Origin of the sequence: Ruminococcoides bili (assembly GCF_040093295.1) — a bacterium.
GTDB lineage: Bacteria > Bacillota > Clostridia > Oscillospirales > Acutalibacteraceae > Ruminococcoides > Ruminococcoides intestinale_A.
In genome coordinates, this window is the sequence record NZ_JBBNJY010000005.1 from 22,772 (window position 1) to 42,785 (window position 20,014).

General features: G+C 38.6%; 13 protein-coding genes, 1 tRNA gene and 1 pseudogene. 4 read left to right on the forward strand and 11 right to left on the reverse strand.

Translation table 11 applies throughout. The features are described 5' to 3' along the window. Positions 1-85: 85 nt before the first annotated feature. Positions 86-4,870, reverse strand: a complete 4,785-nt coding sequence (locus tag AAAY30_RS02700) for a phosphatidylinositol-specific phospholipase C domain-containing protein (RefSeq protein WP_499215616.1) — start codon at positions 4,868-4,870, stop codon at positions 86-88. A 180-nt stretch (positions 4,871-5,050) separates the two neighbouring features. Between AAAY30_RS02700 and AAAY30_RS02705 the strand changes: the two genes are divergently transcribed. Further along, complete coding sequence (locus tag AAAY30_RS02705; RefSeq protein WP_186934841.1) at positions 5,051-5,764, forward strand: LytR/AlgR family response regulator transcription factor; 714 nt, start codon at positions 5,051-5,053, stop codon at positions 5,762-5,764. Positions 5,765-5,777: 13 nt separating this feature from the next. Further along, on the forward strand, positions 5,778-7,085 hold the full coding sequence (locus AAAY30_RS02710; protein WP_499215637.1) for a sensor histidine kinase: 1,308 nt from the start codon (positions 5,778-5,780) through the stop codon (positions 7,083-7,085). Positions 7,086-7,248: 163 nt separating this feature from the next. Here AAAY30_RS02710 and AAAY30_RS02715 read toward each other — a convergent pair. The 3 genes and pseudogenes from AAAY30_RS02715 to AAAY30_RS02725 form a co-directional block, all read right to left on the reverse strand. Then, positions 7,249-8,552: pseudogene (locus AAAY30_RS02715) on the reverse strand (recombinase family protein). A gap of 162 nt (positions 8,553-8,714) precedes the next feature. Further along, a complete protein-coding gene (locus AAAY30_RS02720) occupies positions 8,715-11,192 on the reverse strand; it encodes a UvrD-helicase domain-containing protein (protein WP_337781993.1) in 2,478 nt (825 codons plus the stop codon). A 12-nt stretch (positions 11,193-11,204) separates the two neighbouring features. Beyond that, on the reverse strand, positions 11,205-11,390 hold the full coding sequence (locus tag AAAY30_RS02725) for a helix-turn-helix domain-containing protein (protein WP_302484072.1): 186 nt from the start codon (positions 11,388-11,390) through the stop codon (positions 11,205-11,207). Between the two features lie 327 nt (positions 11,391-11,717). Between AAAY30_RS02725 and AAAY30_RS02730 the strand changes: the two genes are divergently transcribed. Further along, on the forward strand, positions 11,718-12,044 hold the full coding sequence (locus AAAY30_RS02730; protein ID WP_302484071.1) for a hypothetical protein: 327 nt from the start codon (positions 11,718-11,720) through the stop codon (positions 12,042-12,044). Here the strand turns inward: AAAY30_RS02730 and AAAY30_RS02735 are convergent. The 5 genes from AAAY30_RS02735 to AAAY30_RS02755 all read right to left on the reverse strand — a co-directional run bounded on the left by AAAY30_RS02735 (position 12,030) and on the right by AAAY30_RS02755 (position 18,159). Then, on the reverse strand, positions 12,030-12,326 hold the full coding sequence (locus AAAY30_RS02735; protein WP_302484070.1) for a TnpV protein: 297 nt from the start codon (positions 12,324-12,326) through the stop codon (positions 12,030-12,032). The genes AAAY30_RS02730 and AAAY30_RS02735 overlap by 15 nt on opposite strands. A 114-nt stretch (positions 12,327-12,440) precedes the next feature. Next, positions 12,441-12,527, reverse strand: a tRNA-Leu gene (locus tag AAAY30_RS02740). A gap of 660 nt (positions 12,528-13,187) precedes the next feature. After that, positions 13,188-13,817 (reverse strand): uracil phosphoribosyltransferase, encoded by a 630-nt coding sequence (gene upp, locus AAAY30_RS02745; RefSeq protein ID WP_370744007.1) that lies wholly within the window; start codon positions 13,815-13,817, stop codon positions 13,188-13,190. Positions 13,818-13,900: 83 nt separating this feature from the next. Further along, on the reverse strand, positions 13,901-15,460 hold the full coding sequence (locus AAAY30_RS02750; protein ID WP_337781720.1) for a glycoside hydrolase family 32 protein: 1,560 nt from the start codon (positions 15,458-15,460) through the stop codon (positions 13,901-13,903). A 116-nt stretch (positions 15,461-15,576) separates the two neighbouring features. Next, a complete protein-coding gene (locus tag AAAY30_RS02755; RefSeq protein ID WP_418331499.1) occupies positions 15,577-18,159 on the reverse strand; it encodes an NYN domain-containing protein in 2,583 nt (860 codons plus the stop codon). 452 nt (positions 18,160-18,611) lie between these two features. On the opposite strand from AAAY30_RS02755, the gene AAAY30_RS02760 reads away from it, so the two are divergent. After that, a complete protein-coding gene (locus AAAY30_RS02760) occupies positions 18,612-18,824 on the forward strand; it encodes a hypothetical protein (protein ID WP_022235137.1) in 213 nt (70 codons plus the stop codon). On the opposite strand, the gene AAAY30_RS02765 is transcribed toward AAAY30_RS02760, so the two are convergent. Beyond that, positions 18,819-19,718: an RluA family pseudouridine synthase gene (locus tag AAAY30_RS02765; protein WP_412609006.1), complete on the reverse strand. Its 900-nt coding sequence runs from the start codon at positions 19,716-19,718 to the stop codon at positions 18,819-18,821. The two genes, AAAY30_RS02760 and AAAY30_RS02765, sit on opposite strands and share 6 nt — an antisense overlap. Then, the gene (locus tag AAAY30_RS02770) at positions 19,711-19,995 is read right to left on the reverse strand and encodes a DUF1294 domain-containing protein (RefSeq protein WP_499215615.1); all 285 of its coding nucleotides are present in this window, start codon (positions 19,993-19,995) and stop codon (positions 19,711-19,713) included. Before AAAY30_RS02770 ends, AAAY30_RS02765 begins: the two co-directional genes overlap by 8 nt. Between the last annotated feature and the right edge of the window lie 19 nt (positions 19,996-20,014).

Below are 20,014 nucleotides of genomic sequence, written 5' to 3' on the forward strand. Positions count from 1 at the left end.
TGAGAGTTTATGTTATTGTAGATTAATACTGCGTTTAGCACTCCGATTACAGCAATAAGTGCCGCTGTAATTGCAATATATTTTTTTATTTTTCAATCCGTCCTCTTTTCTTCAATACAGCAAAGGCAAGCAAAGCGATAATTGCCGTAAATGAAATTGTATAAATCACGGTTGCGCCCGTCTTTATTGTTGTATTGTCAATCTGTGTATTGCCTGTGTTGCTAGCGCCGCTTGACGAGGTTTCTACAAGTGCAAAATCAGTCGGCTGTGATAATGTAAACACTGCTTTTCCGTTTTCAAAAGAGTCGGGCTTTATGTATTTTATGCCGCCGTCGCCGTCAAGTACCGCAAGGCTTACATTTTTGCCGCTTACCGGCAAGGTGAGTTTTAAATTATTGTCACACCAAAATTCCGCAAATGCAGAGTTTCCGTTATTGTCCGAAAGTGTGCCCTTGTAAAAATCAAGAATTTTTCCGTCCTTAATAAGCGACTCGAATTTTTTATACTGTTCGTCATCTGTTGAATAAGCAGTGTAGCTTACATTGAGTGACGAGTGCATATTGCCCGAAAGAGTAATGCCGTTGCCTACAGATTTAACGCTGTACTTTAGGAAGCTGCCTTTGATGTACGGATAACCTCTGTTAAAGTCAGAGCAAATAAAGTTTATGCTGTCATCTGTAACACTGTTTAACTTATCCGCAAGGCTTGCACTTGCCATTTCAACCGTTCTTTCGTATGCAATATTTGTACTGTCGGCTTTTGCCTGTGAATCAGTGCCTACTGCATTGAGTGAATTTTGTGCTGTGTAAAATACATTCTTGACTGTTACACCGTCAGTTTCCGCAATGCCGTTCAAGCCGACAATCGAACCCTTTGCAGAATTGATTTTGCAAAGTACATTGCCGCAGTTATAGGAGCTTTCGATTTTGCCGCTGTTCTTGCCGACTAAACCGCCTGCAACTGTTGAAGTATCGAGTCCTGTCTTGCCTGTGTTTGCACAACCGTAAATTTTGCCTGTGTTAATTGCCGAAATACCGCCGCACTCGTTGCCCTTTACGATTGAGCAATTTCGTGTGCCTGTAATTTTACCGTTGTTAATACCCGCAACACCGCCGCAGACATCTGCGTTAAGAATCGAGTTAAGATCCGATGCGTTGATTTTTAAATTTTTGATAAAGATTGTACCCGATACAGCGTTTATACCGCTTACGCAATGGTCAATCACACCGTCATTTACAGCCGCAATTCCGCCGCCTGTTTTTGCACTGCCCTTAAAGTCGCAGTCATAAACAAACAAATCTTTTACAATGCCTTTTTCTCCGATAAATTCAAACAGTCCGCCGTACTCGCCTGCGGAAATATTAAGTGCGCCTATGCTGTAGCCGTTGCCGTCAAATGTGCCGTTAAACGGTTTGTTTTCAGCAACAGAGCCGATTCCCTGTGCCCAGCTTGAATTTTCATCTGCGTAAATATTATTTACAAGAATATAATTCTTGTCGCCGTATCGCTTGTAATCGGTTCTTACAACCTGTGAAAGTTTTACAAGGTCGCTGTAGGTTTTTATAATAAATCTGCCGTCGTCGTCCTTGTCAAACTCATCGGGTGTTCTCTCAAAGTTTGAATATGTATTGTCAAAGTCCGCATAATAAACCGTACCGCCGTTAAATACGGGGTAATCGTCAGGAGTAAGACCGTTGTCTATGTTCTGATACCAAGCCTGTGTGCCGTCGGTAACACCGTTGTTGAGTTTAAATGCAACTTCACCGCACTTAAATTCGGAAATTGTTTTTTCGTTTGCCGATAACCCCAACTTGCTGTCTGTACCGAACGGAGTGTTTCCCGTATCTTTGTTGTAATAATTGTTTGCGATATTCGACTTGTTAAAATTCCTTGCCCAACCGATAATTGCGCCGCAATGTATGCCACTGCCGTTATCGCTTATCTTTGCGTAATTGTAGCAGTTTTCGATTGTCGGGTTTGTATTGTTAAGGTAGCCGAGAATACCGCCGACATATGCGCCGCTTTGCGTTGCTGTAACTGTGCCTAAGTTTGCGCAGTTTTTAACTCTTGCGCCGCCGTTTGAATAAGCTATTACGCCGCCGATACAATCGGAAGAATTATTGAGGTGAATGTTTCCGTAGTACATACATTTCTCAATATCTGTTTTATCATTTCCTACAGAGCCGATAATGCCGCCTGCGTGCGTTACCTGCGAACCGTATTTGTCATTATTTATATTTACATAAGAAACTACATTTTTGACAGAACCCAAATTAATGTTGCCGACAACACCGCCGATATGACTTGCGGAATTTTTGACTGTAATGTCGCCGTAAACCGTAATATCGGAAACACTGCCCTCATTTACAGAACCGAAAAGTCCTGTGTAATCTGAAACCTTGCTTATATTAAGATTTAAAATACTGTGTCCTTTGCCGTTAAAATTGCCTTTATAATTATTGACAGGCGCCCATTCCTTATTTTCAAGGTCAATGTTTGCGGCAAGTTCTGCGTTTGCACCTGCATTTTGCTTATCAAAATCAGCATAGCTGTGGTCGCCGTTTACAAGTGATGAGAACCAGAAAAGCTGACCTGCGTTGTTTATCGTATACACATCGGTGCTCTTATTATAAACGGCAGGCTGATACTGACCGCAAATTGTGCAAAAGCCCTTTTCATTATATGTATGAGTGTGTTGGGATACAAAGTTTGTCATATAAATTCTTTCGCTTAGTTTTGCGTCAATATAGTTTGCCATAACAAAACCAATGCTTTGTATAGCGCTTGATGTGGCAGGCTGTGACAAAAAGCTGTCCTCCATAAGCGACCTGTTTACTATTCTTGGCTGATTAATATTATCCTTAGCACCCGAATAGTTAAAAAGATAATTTCCTTGCTCAGTGTATTTATTATTAGTAGCATCGGAAATTGTGCTGTAAAAATAAAGGAGTTTTGTATCTGCGTCGCGCTCGCCGTAATTATCCTGTACATAAATATTGCTGTTTCCTACACGAACGGCATTTTTATTAAGAGAATAATCATTATCGTCCCATCTGCTTGCATCCATACCGAAAGCGTCCATTACAGAAAAGCCTAAATCTTTGCTTTCTGCTTTTTTAATGTAACTGTCCGAAAAATCAAGTCTGCGAATAAATACAATTTTTCCTCTTACATCCTTGAGCTTAGGCGAATACTCACTTCCGCCCTTCTGCGGTTTGTAAATCGGATAATTTTTATTATTCAGATATTGCTTTAAAACAATATCACCGATAATTTCGTCGCTGCCGTTTGAATCTCCTTTCAAGGTCATCACAACAGTTTCGTAAGGATGTTCTTTAAGAAAATCTTTGGCAGTGTCCATTATGTTACGCAGAGTCATATCACTGCCGTCCCTGTTGTGGCAGTCGTAATAATTCAATCCGTGAATAATAGTAGGATTACTGTCTTCGTTAATTGATTTTCTTCTGTTAATTCTTATGTCCCATGCTCTTACTCCCGAATTAAGCTGTTCGTCGGGATAAAGCTGCTGACAACATACTTTTGAAACCTGTTCTGCGACATCAGTCATATAAGTTGCGCCTGTGTCATGCGTTCCGGGCATATTAACCTCTGAAAGATACATATCATCAGGCAAATGTGACATCCAATTGCCGCTGTTTATTGCATAGCTTTTATCGGTTTTGTTTTTTACATCTTCGGCAGTATATGAATTTAATGAATTCATATTAAGGAATTTCAAATCCCACTTAAAAGCTTTTTTGGAAAGAATAAGTTTTACATCATTGTTATCGTTTTTATTTTCATATCCCTCAATCGAAAGATACAGCTTGTTGCCTACATTATAAATGTAATAAACATTAGCTTCGGAATCAACAGGAATAAATCTCCAAAGCTGACTCAAATGATTGTCGCCTGAATTATTCCAAACATGAATAACAGCCTTATCGGGGTTATTCGTACCGTCTACATCCCATACGGCGTCATACGAGAGTGACGGATCATAAATGTTATACGGAACATTCTCGTTAATATCATAGCTTCTCAGTCTGTAAGCTCTTCTTGAGCTGACCCATTCCGCAGTAATTTTAGGAGTTGTGCCGGTGTAATAAAGCTGCAGGCAGTTACCTTGAACCACTGCGTCATTATTTACATTTACTTCACTGATATAATCTTTTGGATAAAGCATAAAAACAGGAGCGTTTTCCTGCGGCTTTGTTTTATTGGAATCTCCGCCGGGAATCTGCTGTTCTCCGAAATTTTCGGATACATCGTCCGTAGCCCTAACAACCCACTCTGTTTTTTTAGATGTCAATGCAATTTTTGATTCTTGTTTATAAGCATTATTCTCCGTACCGACATAAAGATTGTTGTTTTTTTGGTCGGTAATTTTAGCAATTATGTAGTATGTATCTGCTTTGTTCGGTACAGGCTCAAATCTGAAATATTGATTATCATTTTTCAATGTGTCGTCCCATTGATGAATAACATTACCTACCTCCGACTTTTTATGTTCAACATCGAGCCATTTTTTAAAATCATCACATTTTATACCGTAATAATCACCTTTTTGCTGAAGCTTCATCTTACATTGCTTACCGCCGAGATAATCAAGATGAGCTACATTTGCTCCATATCCTGTACCGTTGATGTTCCAACGGAACTCGTTGCGGGCAAGCGGCTTATCGGTGTAATTATCAGGCAAATTAAGATAAATATAATACAGCTTGGCTGTGTCAAACTTTGCCGATTTTGAGGCATCCATACTTTTTAGCTCTGCCGCATTTGCAGTCACTGCAAAAGTGCCGAGCGTAATAATCGCTGTGAGCAGCAGTGCCGTGAACGATTTAGTCAGTCTGATTGCTTTGTTCATTTGTTTCCCTTCTTTAACAATATTTTTATTTTTTATAATTATACCTATATTTTGCGATTTATTCTATACAAATAGCACGAATTGCAGAAATCCGTCACAAATTGATATGCAAAGACAAGATTTTTACAAAAAAATGTGGTACAATGTTGAATATAGTTATATCATACCGAGGGGATTACAATGCGCATTGCTGTTATTGACGATCTGAAAAGTGACAGACAATTGCTGATAAGCAGGCTTAACAAGTTACTTTCGGATAATAGCATTAACGGAGAAATATACGAATTTGAAAAAGGAATTGATTTTATAAATGCCTCAAAGCAAACAGCATTTGAAGTTGCATTTATGGATATTTACATAGATAAAGAAAACGGAATAGAAATTTCAAAACTGCTTAGAGAATTTGATAAGGAATGTATCCTGATTTTTACAACCACTTCGTCGGACTACGCACTCGAGGGCTTTAAAGTAAGGGCATTTGACTACCTTGTCAAACCATATACGACAGATGAACTTAAAATTGCATTTACGGATATTTTAAACCGCCTGCCGTCATCGGACAAATATATAGAAGTAAAAGTAATAGGCGGCACACAGAGAATCAGGCTGAATGAAATAATCTACGCCGAACATTTTAAGCACTGCATCAACATATACAAAAGCGACTGTGCAACCACCGTGGTTCGCAGTACATTTGCGGAGTTCAGCAAACAGCTTGAAAGCGACGAAAGATTTTTTATGTGCAACCGTGGAGTAATTCTTAATTTTGATTACGCAAGCGATTTTGACGGAACGGAATTTATACTGAACAACGGAGTGAGAATTTCGGTCAGCCGAAGTCTTACAAAATCCGCAAAAAGTCGGTTCGCCGATTTTATTTTTAACAAGAGGTGATATTGTGACGGAAATGCTACGACCTATGCTTGAGCTTGCCGTGCTGATACCCGGCACTTTACTTGCATACCTGCCTATGAAACAGCATTTAAAAATAAAAATGGGCGCATTGACGGCAATTTGGCTGTCAACACTCCTTATGCTTTGCATAGTGGGCGGACTGTTTTGTTATTCGTTTGAAATAAAAACAATTTCTTTAATCCTGCCTGCCTTTATGCTTATGAGCGTTGCCTACTGCGCAACGCTTAGGACATCTATATTGAAATCCGCAAATATTGCACTTGCCGTGTGCGGCGTTTATGCCTGCCTTGCAAGCATAACACGAGCCATTGACTCAATAGTTTATCCTAAAAATATCGAGCCTTGGTTCGGGCTTACGGGCGGAATTGTTTTCAATATTTTTTGCTGGATATTTGTAATGCTTGCGTTTTACCCTGCCTCTCACGCAGTATGCGACCTAATAGACGACGAAAACATTGCTCACACATGGTATGCGTTCTGGATATTGCCCGCTGTTTTTATCGCCATAAACATATTTATAATACCGTGGAATCCAAACATTCTGCATACAGGAAGAATTATGCAGGGATATATTGTAATCTGTTGTACGATGCTCGGTTTGCTTTTGCTTTTTTACGCTTTGTTTTACATAATGGCAAAAAGCCTTAATAACAATCACAAGCTCACGCAGGAAAACACAATTCTGTATATGCAGCAAGAGCAGTACAACACGCTTAATAAGGCGATTGAAGAAACCCGACATGCCCGTCACGATATGCGGCATCATCTGTCGATTCTTAATTCGTTTGTCAAACGAAAAGATTGGGCATACCTTGAAAATTATTTAAGCGAAATGAGCAAGAGCATTCCGAGTTCGGAACTCAAGCTGTGCGAAAACAATGCGATTGACGGAGTAGCGGGGCATTATTATCATAGGTATAAAGATTTGGAAATACCGTGTGTATTCAAGCTCGAACTTCCAAAAGAACTTTCCGTATCTGAAATTGATATTTGCCTTGTGCTCTCTAATTTGCTTGAAAATGCGCTTGAGGCAAGTATGCGAACCGCACCAGACAAACGACGAATAACCGTGTTTGCAAGAATGCACTCGGATAATGTAGTGCTTATTAAAGTAGAAAACTTCTACAACGGAGTTGTAAAAGAAAAGAACGGAATTTTTGAATCAAGCAAACACAGCGGCGAAGGCATCGGCACACAATCCGTCCGCCGCATAGCCGAAAAGGGCGGCGGCTACTGCCGTTTCACGCAAAAAGACGGCATCTTCACCGCCGATGTAATGCTTAGAGGAAATAGTAAATAGATACAGGAAAATAAAAAGCACAGACTTTCGTTATTTTGAAAAGCCTGTGCTTTTTAATACTGAATTTTATTCATATCCCCTTATCCTTACCACAAGAACCGTTTTTAAATTTTCCGAAATATTATAATTAGTTTTTCAGAAAAGAAAAAAGAGCAGTTAAAAACTACTCTTTTGGTGCACCAAGCGAAGTCAAATCCGAACACAAGTCCGAGTTTTCTATATCGTCAAAGGTTATGGTTCTGCTTTCGTCTTTATAATTGAATGTAAATACTATCCTGTCGTCGAATAAGTATATTGCGTTAATGAAGCTGTCAACAAGTCGTTTCCTGTGCTCAAAATTAGTTGTATCAAGTTTGCGGAAACGAGTAAGACAAAATACGATTTTGTCCTTGTCAATAGGCGGTTTAACCATTTCCTCCTGCATAATGCGGACACTCAAATCACTTTTCTGTTGTTCAAGTTCTTCAAGTCTTACCTTTGTTGATTTAGTGAAGATGCCTTGCTGGATTGCATTCAGCATATTATCAATGCTTTTTTCAACATCTGAAAGCTGTTTTTTCAATAACGGTAAAACCGTACTTTCTTTACTGAGTGCCTCAATTAAAGTATCTGCAAGGTCGTTTATCAGATTATCATCGAAAATTATATCCTTGATGACTTTGATAACAAGGTTTTCTATCCAGTCTTTTTTAACGGTTTTCTTATCACAGCCATTGTGATTTTTTACGCTTGCACATTTGTAATAACGGTGAACCTTGTTCCTGCCTGTTCCGCTTTCACCGACCATAAAAGATTTACATTTGCCACAGTATAGTTTTGGAGTAAGAAGATAATCATCCTCCGACTTGTGCCGTGCAGGAGCTTTTTTATTTTTAGCCAGTTTTTCCTGAACTCTGTCAAATAAATCCTTTGTTACTATTGCAGGAATACCGTCAGGCACACCACATCACGATATTTGTATTCGCCGATATATTTTCTGTTGTGAAGCATTCTTGTCAGGCTGTTGATTGAAATCTCGCCGTTGTATTTACATTTTAGTGCATTCTCTTTCATACCACGAATGACCTTTTTGGAAAGCTTGGCAGAGTAGTATTCGACATAACCCTCAAGTAAAGATTCAAGCAAAATGGCTTCTGCACCTTGTGAAATGATTTCAGTTGCAGAAATAACCTTTACGCCGTTTCTTTTGAGAATGGATTTATAATGTGCGGAGTCATAGCGATTGCGTGCAAAACGGTCAAGCTTCCATACAAGTACAACATCAAACATATTCTTTTCACTGTCTTTTATCATTCGCTGAAAGTCAGGACGGCGGTCGGTTCTCACAGAAAACGCACGGTCGATGTAGGTTTCTACAATTTGAATATCATTCTTCTCAGCAAAGGCCTTACATTAGCGAAGCTGTCCTTCAATAGATTTTTCACGCTGATTATCCGAAGAATATCTTGCATAGATTACGCCTTTCATTTTCTTCACCCGCCTTTCTTTTGGAGTGTATAACACAAGTTTTCCTTGATGTTATCTGGATTTTGGGGTGTTAGAGATCTCCCTAACAAGCGAATTTGCTGTAGCAAATTCAGCGCTTGCTGCGACAATGCCCGCAAAACTGATTTCTCTGGACTGATTATTTTAATTAAACCTTCTTTTATATCTACATCCTGTAGTCTTATAATTTGAACATCCAAAGAATTCTCCATACGGTCCTCTCTTTTTCAACAATTTCCCGCCACATAACGGGCATTCCCATTGTTCTCGTTTAAGTTCGTTACCGTAGCGTTCTTTGAGTTCCATAGCAAATTCGGATTCTTGATTATTAACAGTAACAAGAAACGCTTTTTTCTTTGCTCTTGTCAATGCAACATAAAAAAGACGGCGTTCCTCTGCATATGGGTATTGATCACAATTATCGAGTAATAAGTTTAGTATAGCAGCATCTTGTATTTTGCTGGGAAAACCCATTCTTGATTTTTTATTATTAATAATAAAGATATAATCTGCCTGTAAGCCCTTTGATTTGTGTGCAGTTATAAAACTCATTTTTAGATCTATTCGCTTTCGGTATTTTACTCCCACGTATCCGCTAACATTATTAAATTGACATTCAAACAATCCACTATCACTCAACAATTTTGCATCAAAGGAGTATCTTCCAATGAAGAACACGCTACTATCTCTCGGCAAATCTTCGAGTTTTTTAGCCATAAACTCAATGGAGAACTTATCGGTATATCCGCTAATTTCACCTAAAGCAAACCCTACAGCATCAGTTTTCCCTTTGATGGACTTTTTGATCTGAACTGGATTTTGCATTATGAAATTTCCGCTAATTTCTATAAGTTTTTGAGTAAAACGATAGGTTGTTTCAATTTTACTGATTTCGGTAGAACCCCAGTATTTTTCAAAGTTCAAAATATATCCGATATCACTGCCTGCGAAACGATAAATGCTCTGCCAATCATCGCCCACGCAAAACAGATCATAATCATTAGATTTTCTCATACTGTTTAACAATGAGAAACGAGCCTTGGAAATATCTTGATACTCGTCAACAATAACATATTTGTAAGGACTGATATATTTCCTTTGTTCAACAAACTGGGTTGCCATATTGATCATATCATTGAAATCAATTTCCTTGTGTTCGTGCAAATAAGCACAATATGAATTAAATATTGGTTCAAGAAGTGCCAAAATGGTATTATTATTTTGAGCATTACTATTTCCAACATTTAACTGACGCACAGTAGCAATTGAATATCCATTGCTTTTTATAAGATTGATAACTGTTTCAAACAACTCAATAACGCCATCAAGAATAGAATCGCCGTCAGCAGACACTTGTTTCCATAATTCTTTTGTAGATTTTAGTGTTAGTTTTACGCCGTTTAAAATAAGTTTTTCTTTTAAGTTTTCAAGCAAGAGACCATCGAATTTTTCATAAGCATAACATTCAATCAAGACAGTATTATTAGCAGTATGGGTTTCTCGCTTCCATTTCATAGATGCTTGATATGATTGGCTTGCTGTCATTCCGTTAGCGCCTTTGAAATAAGTTGGAACTTCGCCGTTCTTGTTTATACCAAAATACTCAATATAGATATCATATTCAGGTAAATAAAAGTCCGGGTTATATTGGCCGTATTCACTTGTGCGTGTATCGATTTTATAAGGGTTCTCATAGATATATTGTATTCCGTTTTGTGTTAAAAAGTTAGCTATATCCATTTCACCATAACTTTTTACTGTTTCATTATTTATAGTTCTTGGCGGATTTAATCGCAAATATTCTTCATATTCGGCCTGCGTTTTAAACTCAAACTCGGACTTAGAAACAACGCGATTATACAATAAATACGAACTTAACAGATTTAAGTATGCTTCTGATTGCATATTCAACAACAACTGCTCTTTAACGAACTTCCGCAAATTTAATTGCGTAATTTTAGGGACGATGCCATTTACTTTAGTAATAATATTCAACCCAAGTTTGTGAAAGGTAGATGCATCTATGTTACAACCGGTTTCTTTGTTAATTCGTTGGCTCATCTCACTTGCTGAAACATTTGTAAAAGACAATACCAAAATATCTTCCAGTTTATATTTTCCCGATTTTAACAGGAATTTAATTTTACCAACTACTGTAGTTGTTTTACCTGTTCCTGCTCCAGCAATCACAAGATGATTATGAGCGTCTTTGACAATACAAGTCATTTGTTGTTTGTCTAATCTTCGCCCTTCAACATCACCAATCAAGGTATACGCATTTTGAATTTTGGCATCGGCAACCCTATCGTTATGAATACTAATTTGTTGTTTAAGAGAGTTAGCACTACGATATAGTTCAGCTTGTTTCTCCAATAGTTTTTTATAGTGTACTGCCTTTTTTATTTTTTGAGTATTAGTTAAAGCGACGTTTGTCATTAGAGAAGAATTACGATTATGCCATTCTGATTCTTTGCTTGGCTCAACAAAAGACTGCAAATCCGAAAATATGATAGTTATTTCTTGTAGAGCTGTATCAATCTGCATAATTAGGTTGTCGCACATATCATTACGGGCTTTTACTTTTTCTTTATGTTTGGAAATTATTTTTTGAATTATTCCCATAAAACAGTCTCCCTACTCTTCCACCTTGTCGCTATTCACCCATTCGTCAATTTCGGAAACCTTGAACTTCCACTTCTTCCCGACTTTATGCGCAGGCATCTCTTTTGTGGCAATCCAACGCAACGCTGTATCTCTGCTGATTCCGAGATATTTCATGATTTCAGGCATGGAATAATAACGGTCTTCTATTTCAGGCATAAAAATCACCTCAACATAATGTTTTTTATATTATAACACAAGATTTGTGGTTAGTAAATATATTGTATGATATTGTACGATTTAGAACAACAATTTGATGTTTATATTATCTGGACATTTTTTGATATAATAAGCAATAACAAAGTACATTCATTATGATTGTATCTCAGCAACCACTGAATTTGGCTATCCAAATTTTGGGATGCTGCTACGGCATTACCTTAGCAAGCATCGTCTTTGTGTCCACACTTGGCTTAGCAAGCCGCCGCCTGTGTCCACACGACATTGTTAGGGCAAATTCCTAAAACCCTTTGAACGGAGAATTCTATGGATATAAATGAACTCAAAAAACAGCTGATTCCGTATTGGCATGACATTTACAATCTGCAATACGGCAACATTCTCAAGCAACTATTTGTTCGTATCAAATACAGAATATTAGGAAACCGTTTCGGAACATCGGAGATTCCGGATAATATTCTTGAAACCATTGCTCGTACAATGCTGCCGGATATTCGCAAATTTTTCCTTTCCAAAGAGGGACAGGAGGAGTTTGCCGCTTGGAAAGCGGAATATGAAAAGAATAAGAAAAAAGAGCATAAAGCAAAAGGCGAGGGTGAAACCCCCGCCTTTTCGTCACTATTGATAGATTAGCTCATTCAAGATTAATTCCCGTACTCTGCTTTGAATGTTATTCATTCGTCTGATCCATTCAATTTGATTGGTTGATTTGAACTGTTCGGTTACGCCCTCATTTTCAGCCGTTTGCCGGACTAAAGAATCAAACATTTCGCAGGCATTACGATCCATGTCGGCAAGGTAATTGTTTAGAGTTCCGTTTAGCCGCATAACATTGATGTCCGTCCGATTATTGCGGTAAAGAAAATCATAATGCAGTCTGCCCCAAGCGCCGATGATTTTAAGTTCTGTTTTCATAATTAGAAACCTCCGAATTTAATTTTTGCGTTTTGAATTAAAGTTCGGATAGTCTATGAAAATGACAAATCCGAACCCGTCTCCAATCGGAGTAAGGTTCGGATTATTTTCGTTTGGTGCAGGTAACAGGACTTGAACCTGCATGAAATTGCTTTCATATGGACCTGAACCATACGCGTCTGCCAATTCCGCCATACCTGCATATTTATTAATTTGTGTTCTTGCGACAGGTTATTCTGCCTACAAAATCTATTAAAATAGATTTTGCATAAGTTCGTATTGCCAAATCACAGATTTGGATACTCACTTAAATTCCGCCATACCTGCATATTTATTAATTTGTGCTCTTGCGACAGGTTGGTCTGCCTACAAAATCTATTAAAATAGATTTTGCATAAGTTCGTATTGCCAAATCACAGATTTGGATACTCACTTAAATTCCGCCATACCTGCATATCTATTAATTTGTATTCTTGCGACAGGTTAGCGATACTCAAAAATATCATACTAACAGATTTATTATATCAAATCTATTAATAAAAGTCAATCGGATAGGCGAGATTTTTATATTTTGTTTTACAGCAGACAGCACAAAAATGCTGTCCGCCTTAATCAAATATAATTTAGACCGTAAGAATAAATATCATTCCAATTTCTGTGTATAACTATATCGGCTGTCAGGTCAGTATCATTATACACTATATTATATCAAAGAGGATTGACCTACTGCTTAGAAGGCAGTTGTTCTGTCATAAAAAGGAGTAACCGTAAATTTGAGCCGCCCCAAAAAGTTAGACTGAAAATCTAACTTTTTGTAGGTCGGTTTTTTATGGCTACTCCTATATTTATCAGCGTTTTTTATTATTTAGTACCGAAAATTCTGTCGCCGGCATCACCGAGGCCCGGACGGATATATGCGTTATCGTCAAGTTCACGATCGAGTGCGCCAACATAAAGCTGAATGTCAGGGTGCGCTTTCATAAGGGTTTCAACGCCCTTAGGCGCTGCGATAATTGACATAAATTTAATTTTTTGACCGCCGTGCTCTTTGATGTAATCTACAGCCGCAACTGCCGAACCGCCTGTTGCAAGCATAGGGTCTACAACAACAATCTGTCTTTGGTCGATCGGCTCGGGAAGTTTGCAGTAATATTCGTGAGGCTCGTGGGTAACAGGGTCACGATAAAGTCCGATGTGACCTACTCTTGCTGACGGTACAAGTGCGAGAATACCGTTTACCATACCAAGACCGGCTCTTAAAATCGGTACTACGGCAAGTTTTTTACCTGAAATTACAGGCTGTTTTGACTCTTCAAGCGGAGTTTTAATATTAATTTCCTGTGTTTCAAGGTCAGAAAGTGCCTCGTATCCCATAAGCATAGCAATCTCTTCGACAAGTTTTCTAAACTCGTTTGTAGATGTGCTCTCTTTTCTGAGCAATGTGATTTTGTGTCGGATAAGCGGGTGTGTCATATATGAAACAGACATAATTTTCCTCCGTATTTTTAAATATTTTATAGACTTTATATATAATATCACATTTTGTAAATATATTCAAGCAGTAAATAAAAATTTTAGTGAATTGAATTTAACTCGGAAACTCTTATATTTTGAATTGTTGCGTTTTTTGATTCGATACTCAAGCTGTTCAGATTACTGTCGGCGATATATGTCATACCCATAAATACAGTGCCGAAGTCAGCGAAAATTTCAGTATATAAAGTATCAAAAATTATTCTCAAATCTACTGTGCCGTTCACAGATTTAAGCGGTGCGGATTTATCAAGACACTGCAATATTTTATCATCTGCATTAAAAGATATTTTAAGACCGAAAAGCTCCAAAGAAAAAGAATTTTCCGCACTTGCAGAAACAGAAATATCGCAGGCTTTGCTTTGAATACTCTTAATAAACGGCATATCCGAATTAATCACAACATCTGTTTTGACATCTCTGTTTTTATAAAGCGTTTCAAATTCTTTTACAGGCAATGCCGATAGATACGGTTCACCGTTAATTGTTTTTATAGTCATATTTTGCGGTATGTTAAGACAACTGCCAAACGGATTATTCGGTATTACAAATGACGCAAAAGCAGTTCTCACTCGTCTGCCGTTAGGTATATCCGACCAGGATTGAGCGGCATATGATGCATTACCGAAATTCAGTCTTTTTTGTTCGGTTTCAATAATAAATTTATTGCCGTCAAACGAGCCGATATAATACCTGTCGGAGGCGGCTGAAAATATCCATTTAATATTTTTGCTGTCACCATCTGCGCAAAGCGGATAAAAGTCGGGACATTCACCATCGTCGGGTAATGCAATTTCCTGTATTTGCGACCAATCAAGCAGATTTTTGGATTTTAAAATTGCAAAGCTGTGACTGTCAAGGAACAGCACCATAATATAACTGTCATCAGGTTCACAGTATATTACTTTCGGGTCACGGTTTTCTTTTATAATATTTTTAATTATAGGATTTTTGTCATATTTAATCAGCGTTTTGCCGCCGTCATTACTGTAAGCAAGACATTGTGTAAACGGTTTGCCTTTAGAGGTTTCTGATGTATTTCCCGCAGAAGTATAAAAATACAAGATTGCAGGCTCATTACCTCTCTGTAATTCTGTCAGATTTTTCTTGTCAATTATTGCACTGCCCGAAAACATTGTGCCGTCTTTATCGGGAAAAAGTACATCTCCGATTTCTTGCCAATGTATAAGGTCATCACTTACTGCGCCGCCCCAATGCATATTTTCCCATGTTGTGGCAACCGGATTGTGCTGAAAATACATTAGATATTTTCCGTTTGCATACACAAGTCCGTTCGGGTCGTTTATCCAGCCTTTTGAAGCCGTAAAGTGCACCGATGGTCTGTATTTTCCGTCATAATCGAATTTTATTTTATCGGCTTTTTCAAAGCAAATATTCATCATAGGATTTGATATAATTTTCACCTTGTTACCCTTAAATCTTCTCATATTAACAGGAAATTTATAATCGGGAGAATCATTGTCAAGTTTTAAAACTATATCAAAAACAAGTTCATTGTCAATATAAAAATACAGCCTTTTGTTTTGTGCGTTATCGCTTGTCGGGAACAATATATAATTAGTATCACATAAAAATTCCATTTTATCACCTTGAAAAATCGGTAATATTAATAACAATTTAATTATATTATCAGTATTTATATTTGTCAATACTTCACAAAGTGAAAGCCGACAGATTGTATTCTGCCAACTTTCGTTTAATCGTTATTTATAATATTTCTGATTTCTTCTTCCGCCTGTCTTACTTCTTCAAGAAAAGCGAGTGAGGATACACGCAATGCGCCGTTTCCGAGAATTATCATTTGCTCAAGTGCGTCAGAAGTGACAACACGCACTCTGTTGTTTTTCGCAAGTTTATGCGATACTTTCTCTATGTACATATCTGCCGTTTCCGCCTCTTTGGTGTAAACAATGCTGATTCCGTTCACGGTTTCCACTTCTCTGTACTGCCCTTTTACACGGTAAGCATCAAATACGAGAATGAGATTGCACTTGCTGTATCCCTGATAATTGCAAAGAATATTTATAAGCACCTGCCTTGCACCGTCAAGACTGCGTTCCGTCAATTCTTTGAGATGCTCCCAGGCAAAAATCACATTGTATCCGTCTACAAGCAAATATTCCGTGCCGTTGTACTGCGGATTTTTCATTAATTTTTCGGCCGCCTTATCTATTGCGGAAACCGCAGTAACCTTTCGCTTTTCGGGTGCTTTTTTATGAGTAATTGGGCCGTAAGTCTGTTCAAAAATTTGCATAAGTTCTTTGTCAAGAGCAAAAACATCGTCCTGATTTTTGCATTTTTCAAAGGCGTTTTTTCTGTTTGTACTTACGCTGTCCTCCTTAACGGGTTCAAGAATACTCGGCAAATGCATATGCTGTGCAACTTCATTCCACGGCACATTGTAACCTGCACCGTGCGAGCAAAAGACAGAGCCGCAGGGATTTTCCAAGTCGGCATCGCAGTCATAACCGATACCTTCAATAACTTCTTCTGCATTGTGACACGGCTCATATCCCTTTAAAATACACGCAAGTTTGCCCTTGCCGTGAGTGTATTGCATAACCTCTTTTGTGTAACTTCCCATTTCCGAAACAGGGCAGGTGCCGCTCAAAACCGTAACATCTCCCCTGCTTTCCGGTGATGAAAATGTACCGTTCATACGCTGAATATCCGTCATTGCCCTGCCGATATTTTCATTGGGAACTTCAAGCGTAAATTCATAAACAGGTTCAAGCAAAACGCATTTTGCCGAGCGCAAGCCTTGTCTTACAGCTCTGTAAGTTGCCTGTCTGAAATCTCCGCCCTCGGTATGCTTTGCGTGCGCTTTGCCCGATACAAGCGTAATTTCAACATCAGTAATCGGTGAACCTGTCAACACTCCGATGTGCGTTTTTTCGTGCAGATGAGTAAGAATAAGCCTTTGCCAATTACGGTCAAGCAAATCTTCTTTACAGCGTGAATTTATGATAATTCCACTGCCACGCTTAAGCGGTTTTATAAGCAGATGAACCTCCGCATAGTGCTTGAGCGGTTCAAAATGGCCTACTCCCTCAACGGTATTTTCAACGGTTTCTTTATAAATAATACTGCCTGTGCTGAATTCAACCTTCATACCAAAGCGTTCGTAAATTATACTTTTGAGCACTTCAAGCTGAATTTCGCCCATAAGCTGAATATGAATTTCCGCAAGTCGGCTGTTCCAAACCACATTAAGCTGTGGGTCTTCATTCTCTATAATCTTAAGTTTTGTAAGGGCAGTGTGTGGGTCTGTTCCGTCCAAAAGGTCGACACGATAAGTGAGAACAGGCTCAAGCATTGGCAAATCGGAATCCGCTTGTGCACCGAGCCCGTCACCGGGTTTTGCAAAGGTAATGCCTGTTACTGCGCAGACAGTACCTGCCGCCGCCTCGTCAATCGCAGTGAATTTCTCTCCCGAATACACTCTGATTCGGTTCACTTTTTCGGCATTGACATTTTTGTCGCTCTTAAGCACTTCACGCACCTTTAAACTTCCGCCCGTCACTTTTAAAAAAGTAAGTCTGTTGCCCTGATTATCCTCTGCGATTTTAAAGACTTTCGCACCAAATTCATCGGGATAATCGGGCATTTGTGTATATAAGTCAAAGCAATCTATAAATTCACGCACGCCGTCAAGCTTCAGTGCCGAACCGAACATACACGGAAAAATTTTGCGCTGTTTAATCGCTCTTACAATATCCGAATTTTCAACGCTGTCGGTTTCGTAAAATTTCTCGAGAATTTTATCGTCACATACAGCAACGCTCTCACGAAAAGCATCCGTATTTCGGTATGTGAAATCAATGCAGTTTTCATCAAGATTTGTTCTAAGCTGTGCCATAACCGCAAGTTTATCCGCACCGTCAAGATCCATTTTATTTACAAAAATAAAACACGGCACATTGTATCTTTTAAGGAGTTTCCAGAGTGTTGCAGTGTGACTTTGCACACCGTTTGTACCGCTGATTACAAGAATTGCATAATCGAGAACCTGCAAGGTGCGCTCCGCCTCGGCTGAAAAATCAATATGCCCCGGGGTGTCAAGCAGAGTAAATTCGGTATCGTTGTACTTCATTACAGCCTGTTTTGAAAATATGGTAATGCCTCTGTCACGCTCAAGCGAAAATGTGTCGAGAAAAGAATCCCTGTGGTCAACTCTGCCAAGTTTTGTAATATTGCCCGAACAGTACATAAGCGCCTCTGAAAGCGTAGTTTTTCCCGAGTCAACATGAGCAAGTATTCCGACTGCGATTTTCTTCATTTTATCACCGTACCCTGCAAAATAATACAAAAATCAATTAATAAAATTATATCACAGCAAACGCAAGTTGTAAATTATCCAATTGTATTTTTATAACTTAGCAATCATCGGTCTGGTAAACACAGCAAAAGCCAAGCCAATCTTCTTTAACTCGTTTTCCGATAAATTTGTAACTTTAATCATTTTCTTAACTTCTTTTAAAGTTATTTTCATCAAGTAAGTTTTAACTAACTTTTCCTTTTAAGAAAAGCTGTGTGTAAAGCATCGTGTAAATACTTGTCCACACAGGTTATGTTTTTAGATATTATGGTTTATACTATATAATTAGCACTTACAGTTTTTTCTGCGTAAACGGCTAACCTTTTGCCGATTTGCGACATTTCACCGACAAGATTAAAAATATCACCGAATTATTACGGCATTGCGTAAAATAATAACTACGGGGTGATTTTATGAAAAGTAAAAATAAAACAAATAATGCGGCAAAAGAAAATGAATTTGCAAACGCAAATAAAAATCTTGAGCGCTGTCTTGACCAAATGGCGAACGCTTATTCAACCTACGACTGCACAGGGCTAATTCCGAGCAAGCCCGAAAACGAGGCACAGCTTGAGTCATACAAAGAAGTTTACAACTACCTGCCGACCGATGCGGACACTTTATAAAACAATGTTGTTTTCGAGAGCGGCATTTATTTCCCGAGAAATATTTTTCATATCATCGGGAATCGGCGCAGTGACAGTAATCGGCTGTTTTGTTATCGGGTGCACAAAATCAAGTTTACCGCAGTGTAAAGCCTGCCTTTGAATTTTATCGAGTCTGCCTCCGTACAAATCATCGCCCTCAAGCGGATGACCGAGGTATGCCATATGGCAACGAATCTGATGCGTTCTGCCTGTTTCAAGCACAAGACTTACCAGCGTGCAGTCTTTGCCCTTTACAAGGACTTTGTAATGCGTAACGGACGGTGCGCCGTCTGATGTGACCTCTCGCACCATTTTGGAGTCTTTTTTTAACGCAATCGGTGCATTTACAGTGCCGTTTTCATTTATAATTCCCGAGCAGACTGCAATATATGTTTTATTAAGAGCAAATTTTACAGCATTTGCCGTGTATCGGTCTTTGGCAATAAAAACTATACCGGAAGTATCCTTGTCGAGCCTGTTGATTGCACGAAAAGTGAATTCCTTACCTTTGCTCTGCGCATAAAATGCCACAAGATTGGCAAGCGTGTCGCTTTGGTGCTGTTTTACAGGGTGAACAGGCATTGAATACGGCTTGTTTACAATTAAAATATAGTCGTCTTCGTACAAAATGTCAAGCTCGCCCTCGACAGGCTCAATACCGATTTTTTCATCGGGCAGACTGATTTCTACAGTTTTTCCTGCCGACACAGTATCTATCGTACGCAAAATTTTTCCGTCCATCAAAATACCGTCTTTTTCACGCTTTAATCGTGTTATCATTCTTGATGAAAGTCCGCAGAACGAGCGCAGAAAGCTAAGGGCATTCACCCCGTTATATTCGGTTGGAACGGTAAAAATCAGCTTATCAGACATAAATATATCTCCATATCAGAAATACTAAAATACATTGAAGTGCAAAAATTACAGGAATACCAATCATAAATTTCGGATGTTTGGTTTTGTGGCGGATAATCAGCATAGTTATATACATAGACACACTGCCGCCGAGCGCTGAAAGCAAAAGCAAGGTGCTTTCGGGAATTCTCCACTTTCTTTTAATTGCTTTTACTTTATCTGATATTGTTACAATGATTGATACAAGGTTTATCAGTACAAGATAAATCGGTAACAATTGTGAATAAATTTCCATATTACACCTCAAAAGGAAG

Bases quoted from the DNA above. Each gene is read 5' to 3' on its own strand.
- AAAY30_RS02750 (WP_337781720.1), bottom strand. From the start codon at position 15,460: ATGGAATTTTTATGTGATACTAATTATATATTGTTCCCGACAAGCGAT.
- AAAY30_RS02765 (WP_412609006.1), bottom strand. From the start codon at position 19,718: ATGTCTGATAAGCTGATTTTTACCGTTCCAACCGAATATAACGGGGTG.
- AAAY30_RS02705 (WP_186934841.1), top strand. From the start codon at position 5,051: ATGCGCATTGCTGTTATTGACGATCTGAAAAGTGACAGACAATTGCTG.
- AAAY30_RS02735 (WP_302484070.1), bottom strand. From the start codon at position 12,326: ATGAAAACAGAACTTAAAATCATCGGCGCTTGGGGCAGACTGCATTAT.
- AAAY30_RS02725 (WP_302484072.1), bottom strand. From the start codon at position 11,390: ATGCCTGAAATAGAAGACCGTTATTATTCCATGCCTGAAATCATGAAA.
- AAAY30_RS02730 (WP_302484071.1), top strand. From the start codon at position 11,718: ATGGATATAAATGAACTCAAAAAACAGCTGATTCCGTATTGGCATGAC.
- AAAY30_RS02760 (WP_022235137.1), top strand. From the start codon at position 18,612: ATGAAAAGTAAAAATAAAACAAATAATGCGGCAAAAGAAAATGAATTT.
- AAAY30_RS02755 (WP_418331499.1), bottom strand. From the start codon at position 18,159: ATGAAGAAAATCGCAGTCGGAATACTTGCTCATGTTGACTCGGGAAAA.
- AAAY30_RS02770 (WP_499215615.1), bottom strand. From the start codon at position 19,995: ATGGAAATTTATTCACAATTGTTACCGATTTATCTTGTACTGATAAAC.
- AAAY30_RS02710 (WP_499215637.1), top strand. From the start codon at position 5,778: ATGCTACGACCTATGCTTGAGCTTGCCGTGCTGATACCCGGCACTTTA.
- AAAY30_RS02720 (WP_337781993.1), bottom strand. From the start codon at position 11,192: ATGGGAATAATTCAAAAAATAATTTCCAAACATAAAGAAAAAGTAAAA.
- AAAY30_RS02700 (WP_499215616.1), bottom strand. From the start codon at position 4,870: ATGAACAAAGCAATCAGACTGACTAAATCGTTCACGGCACTGCTGCTC.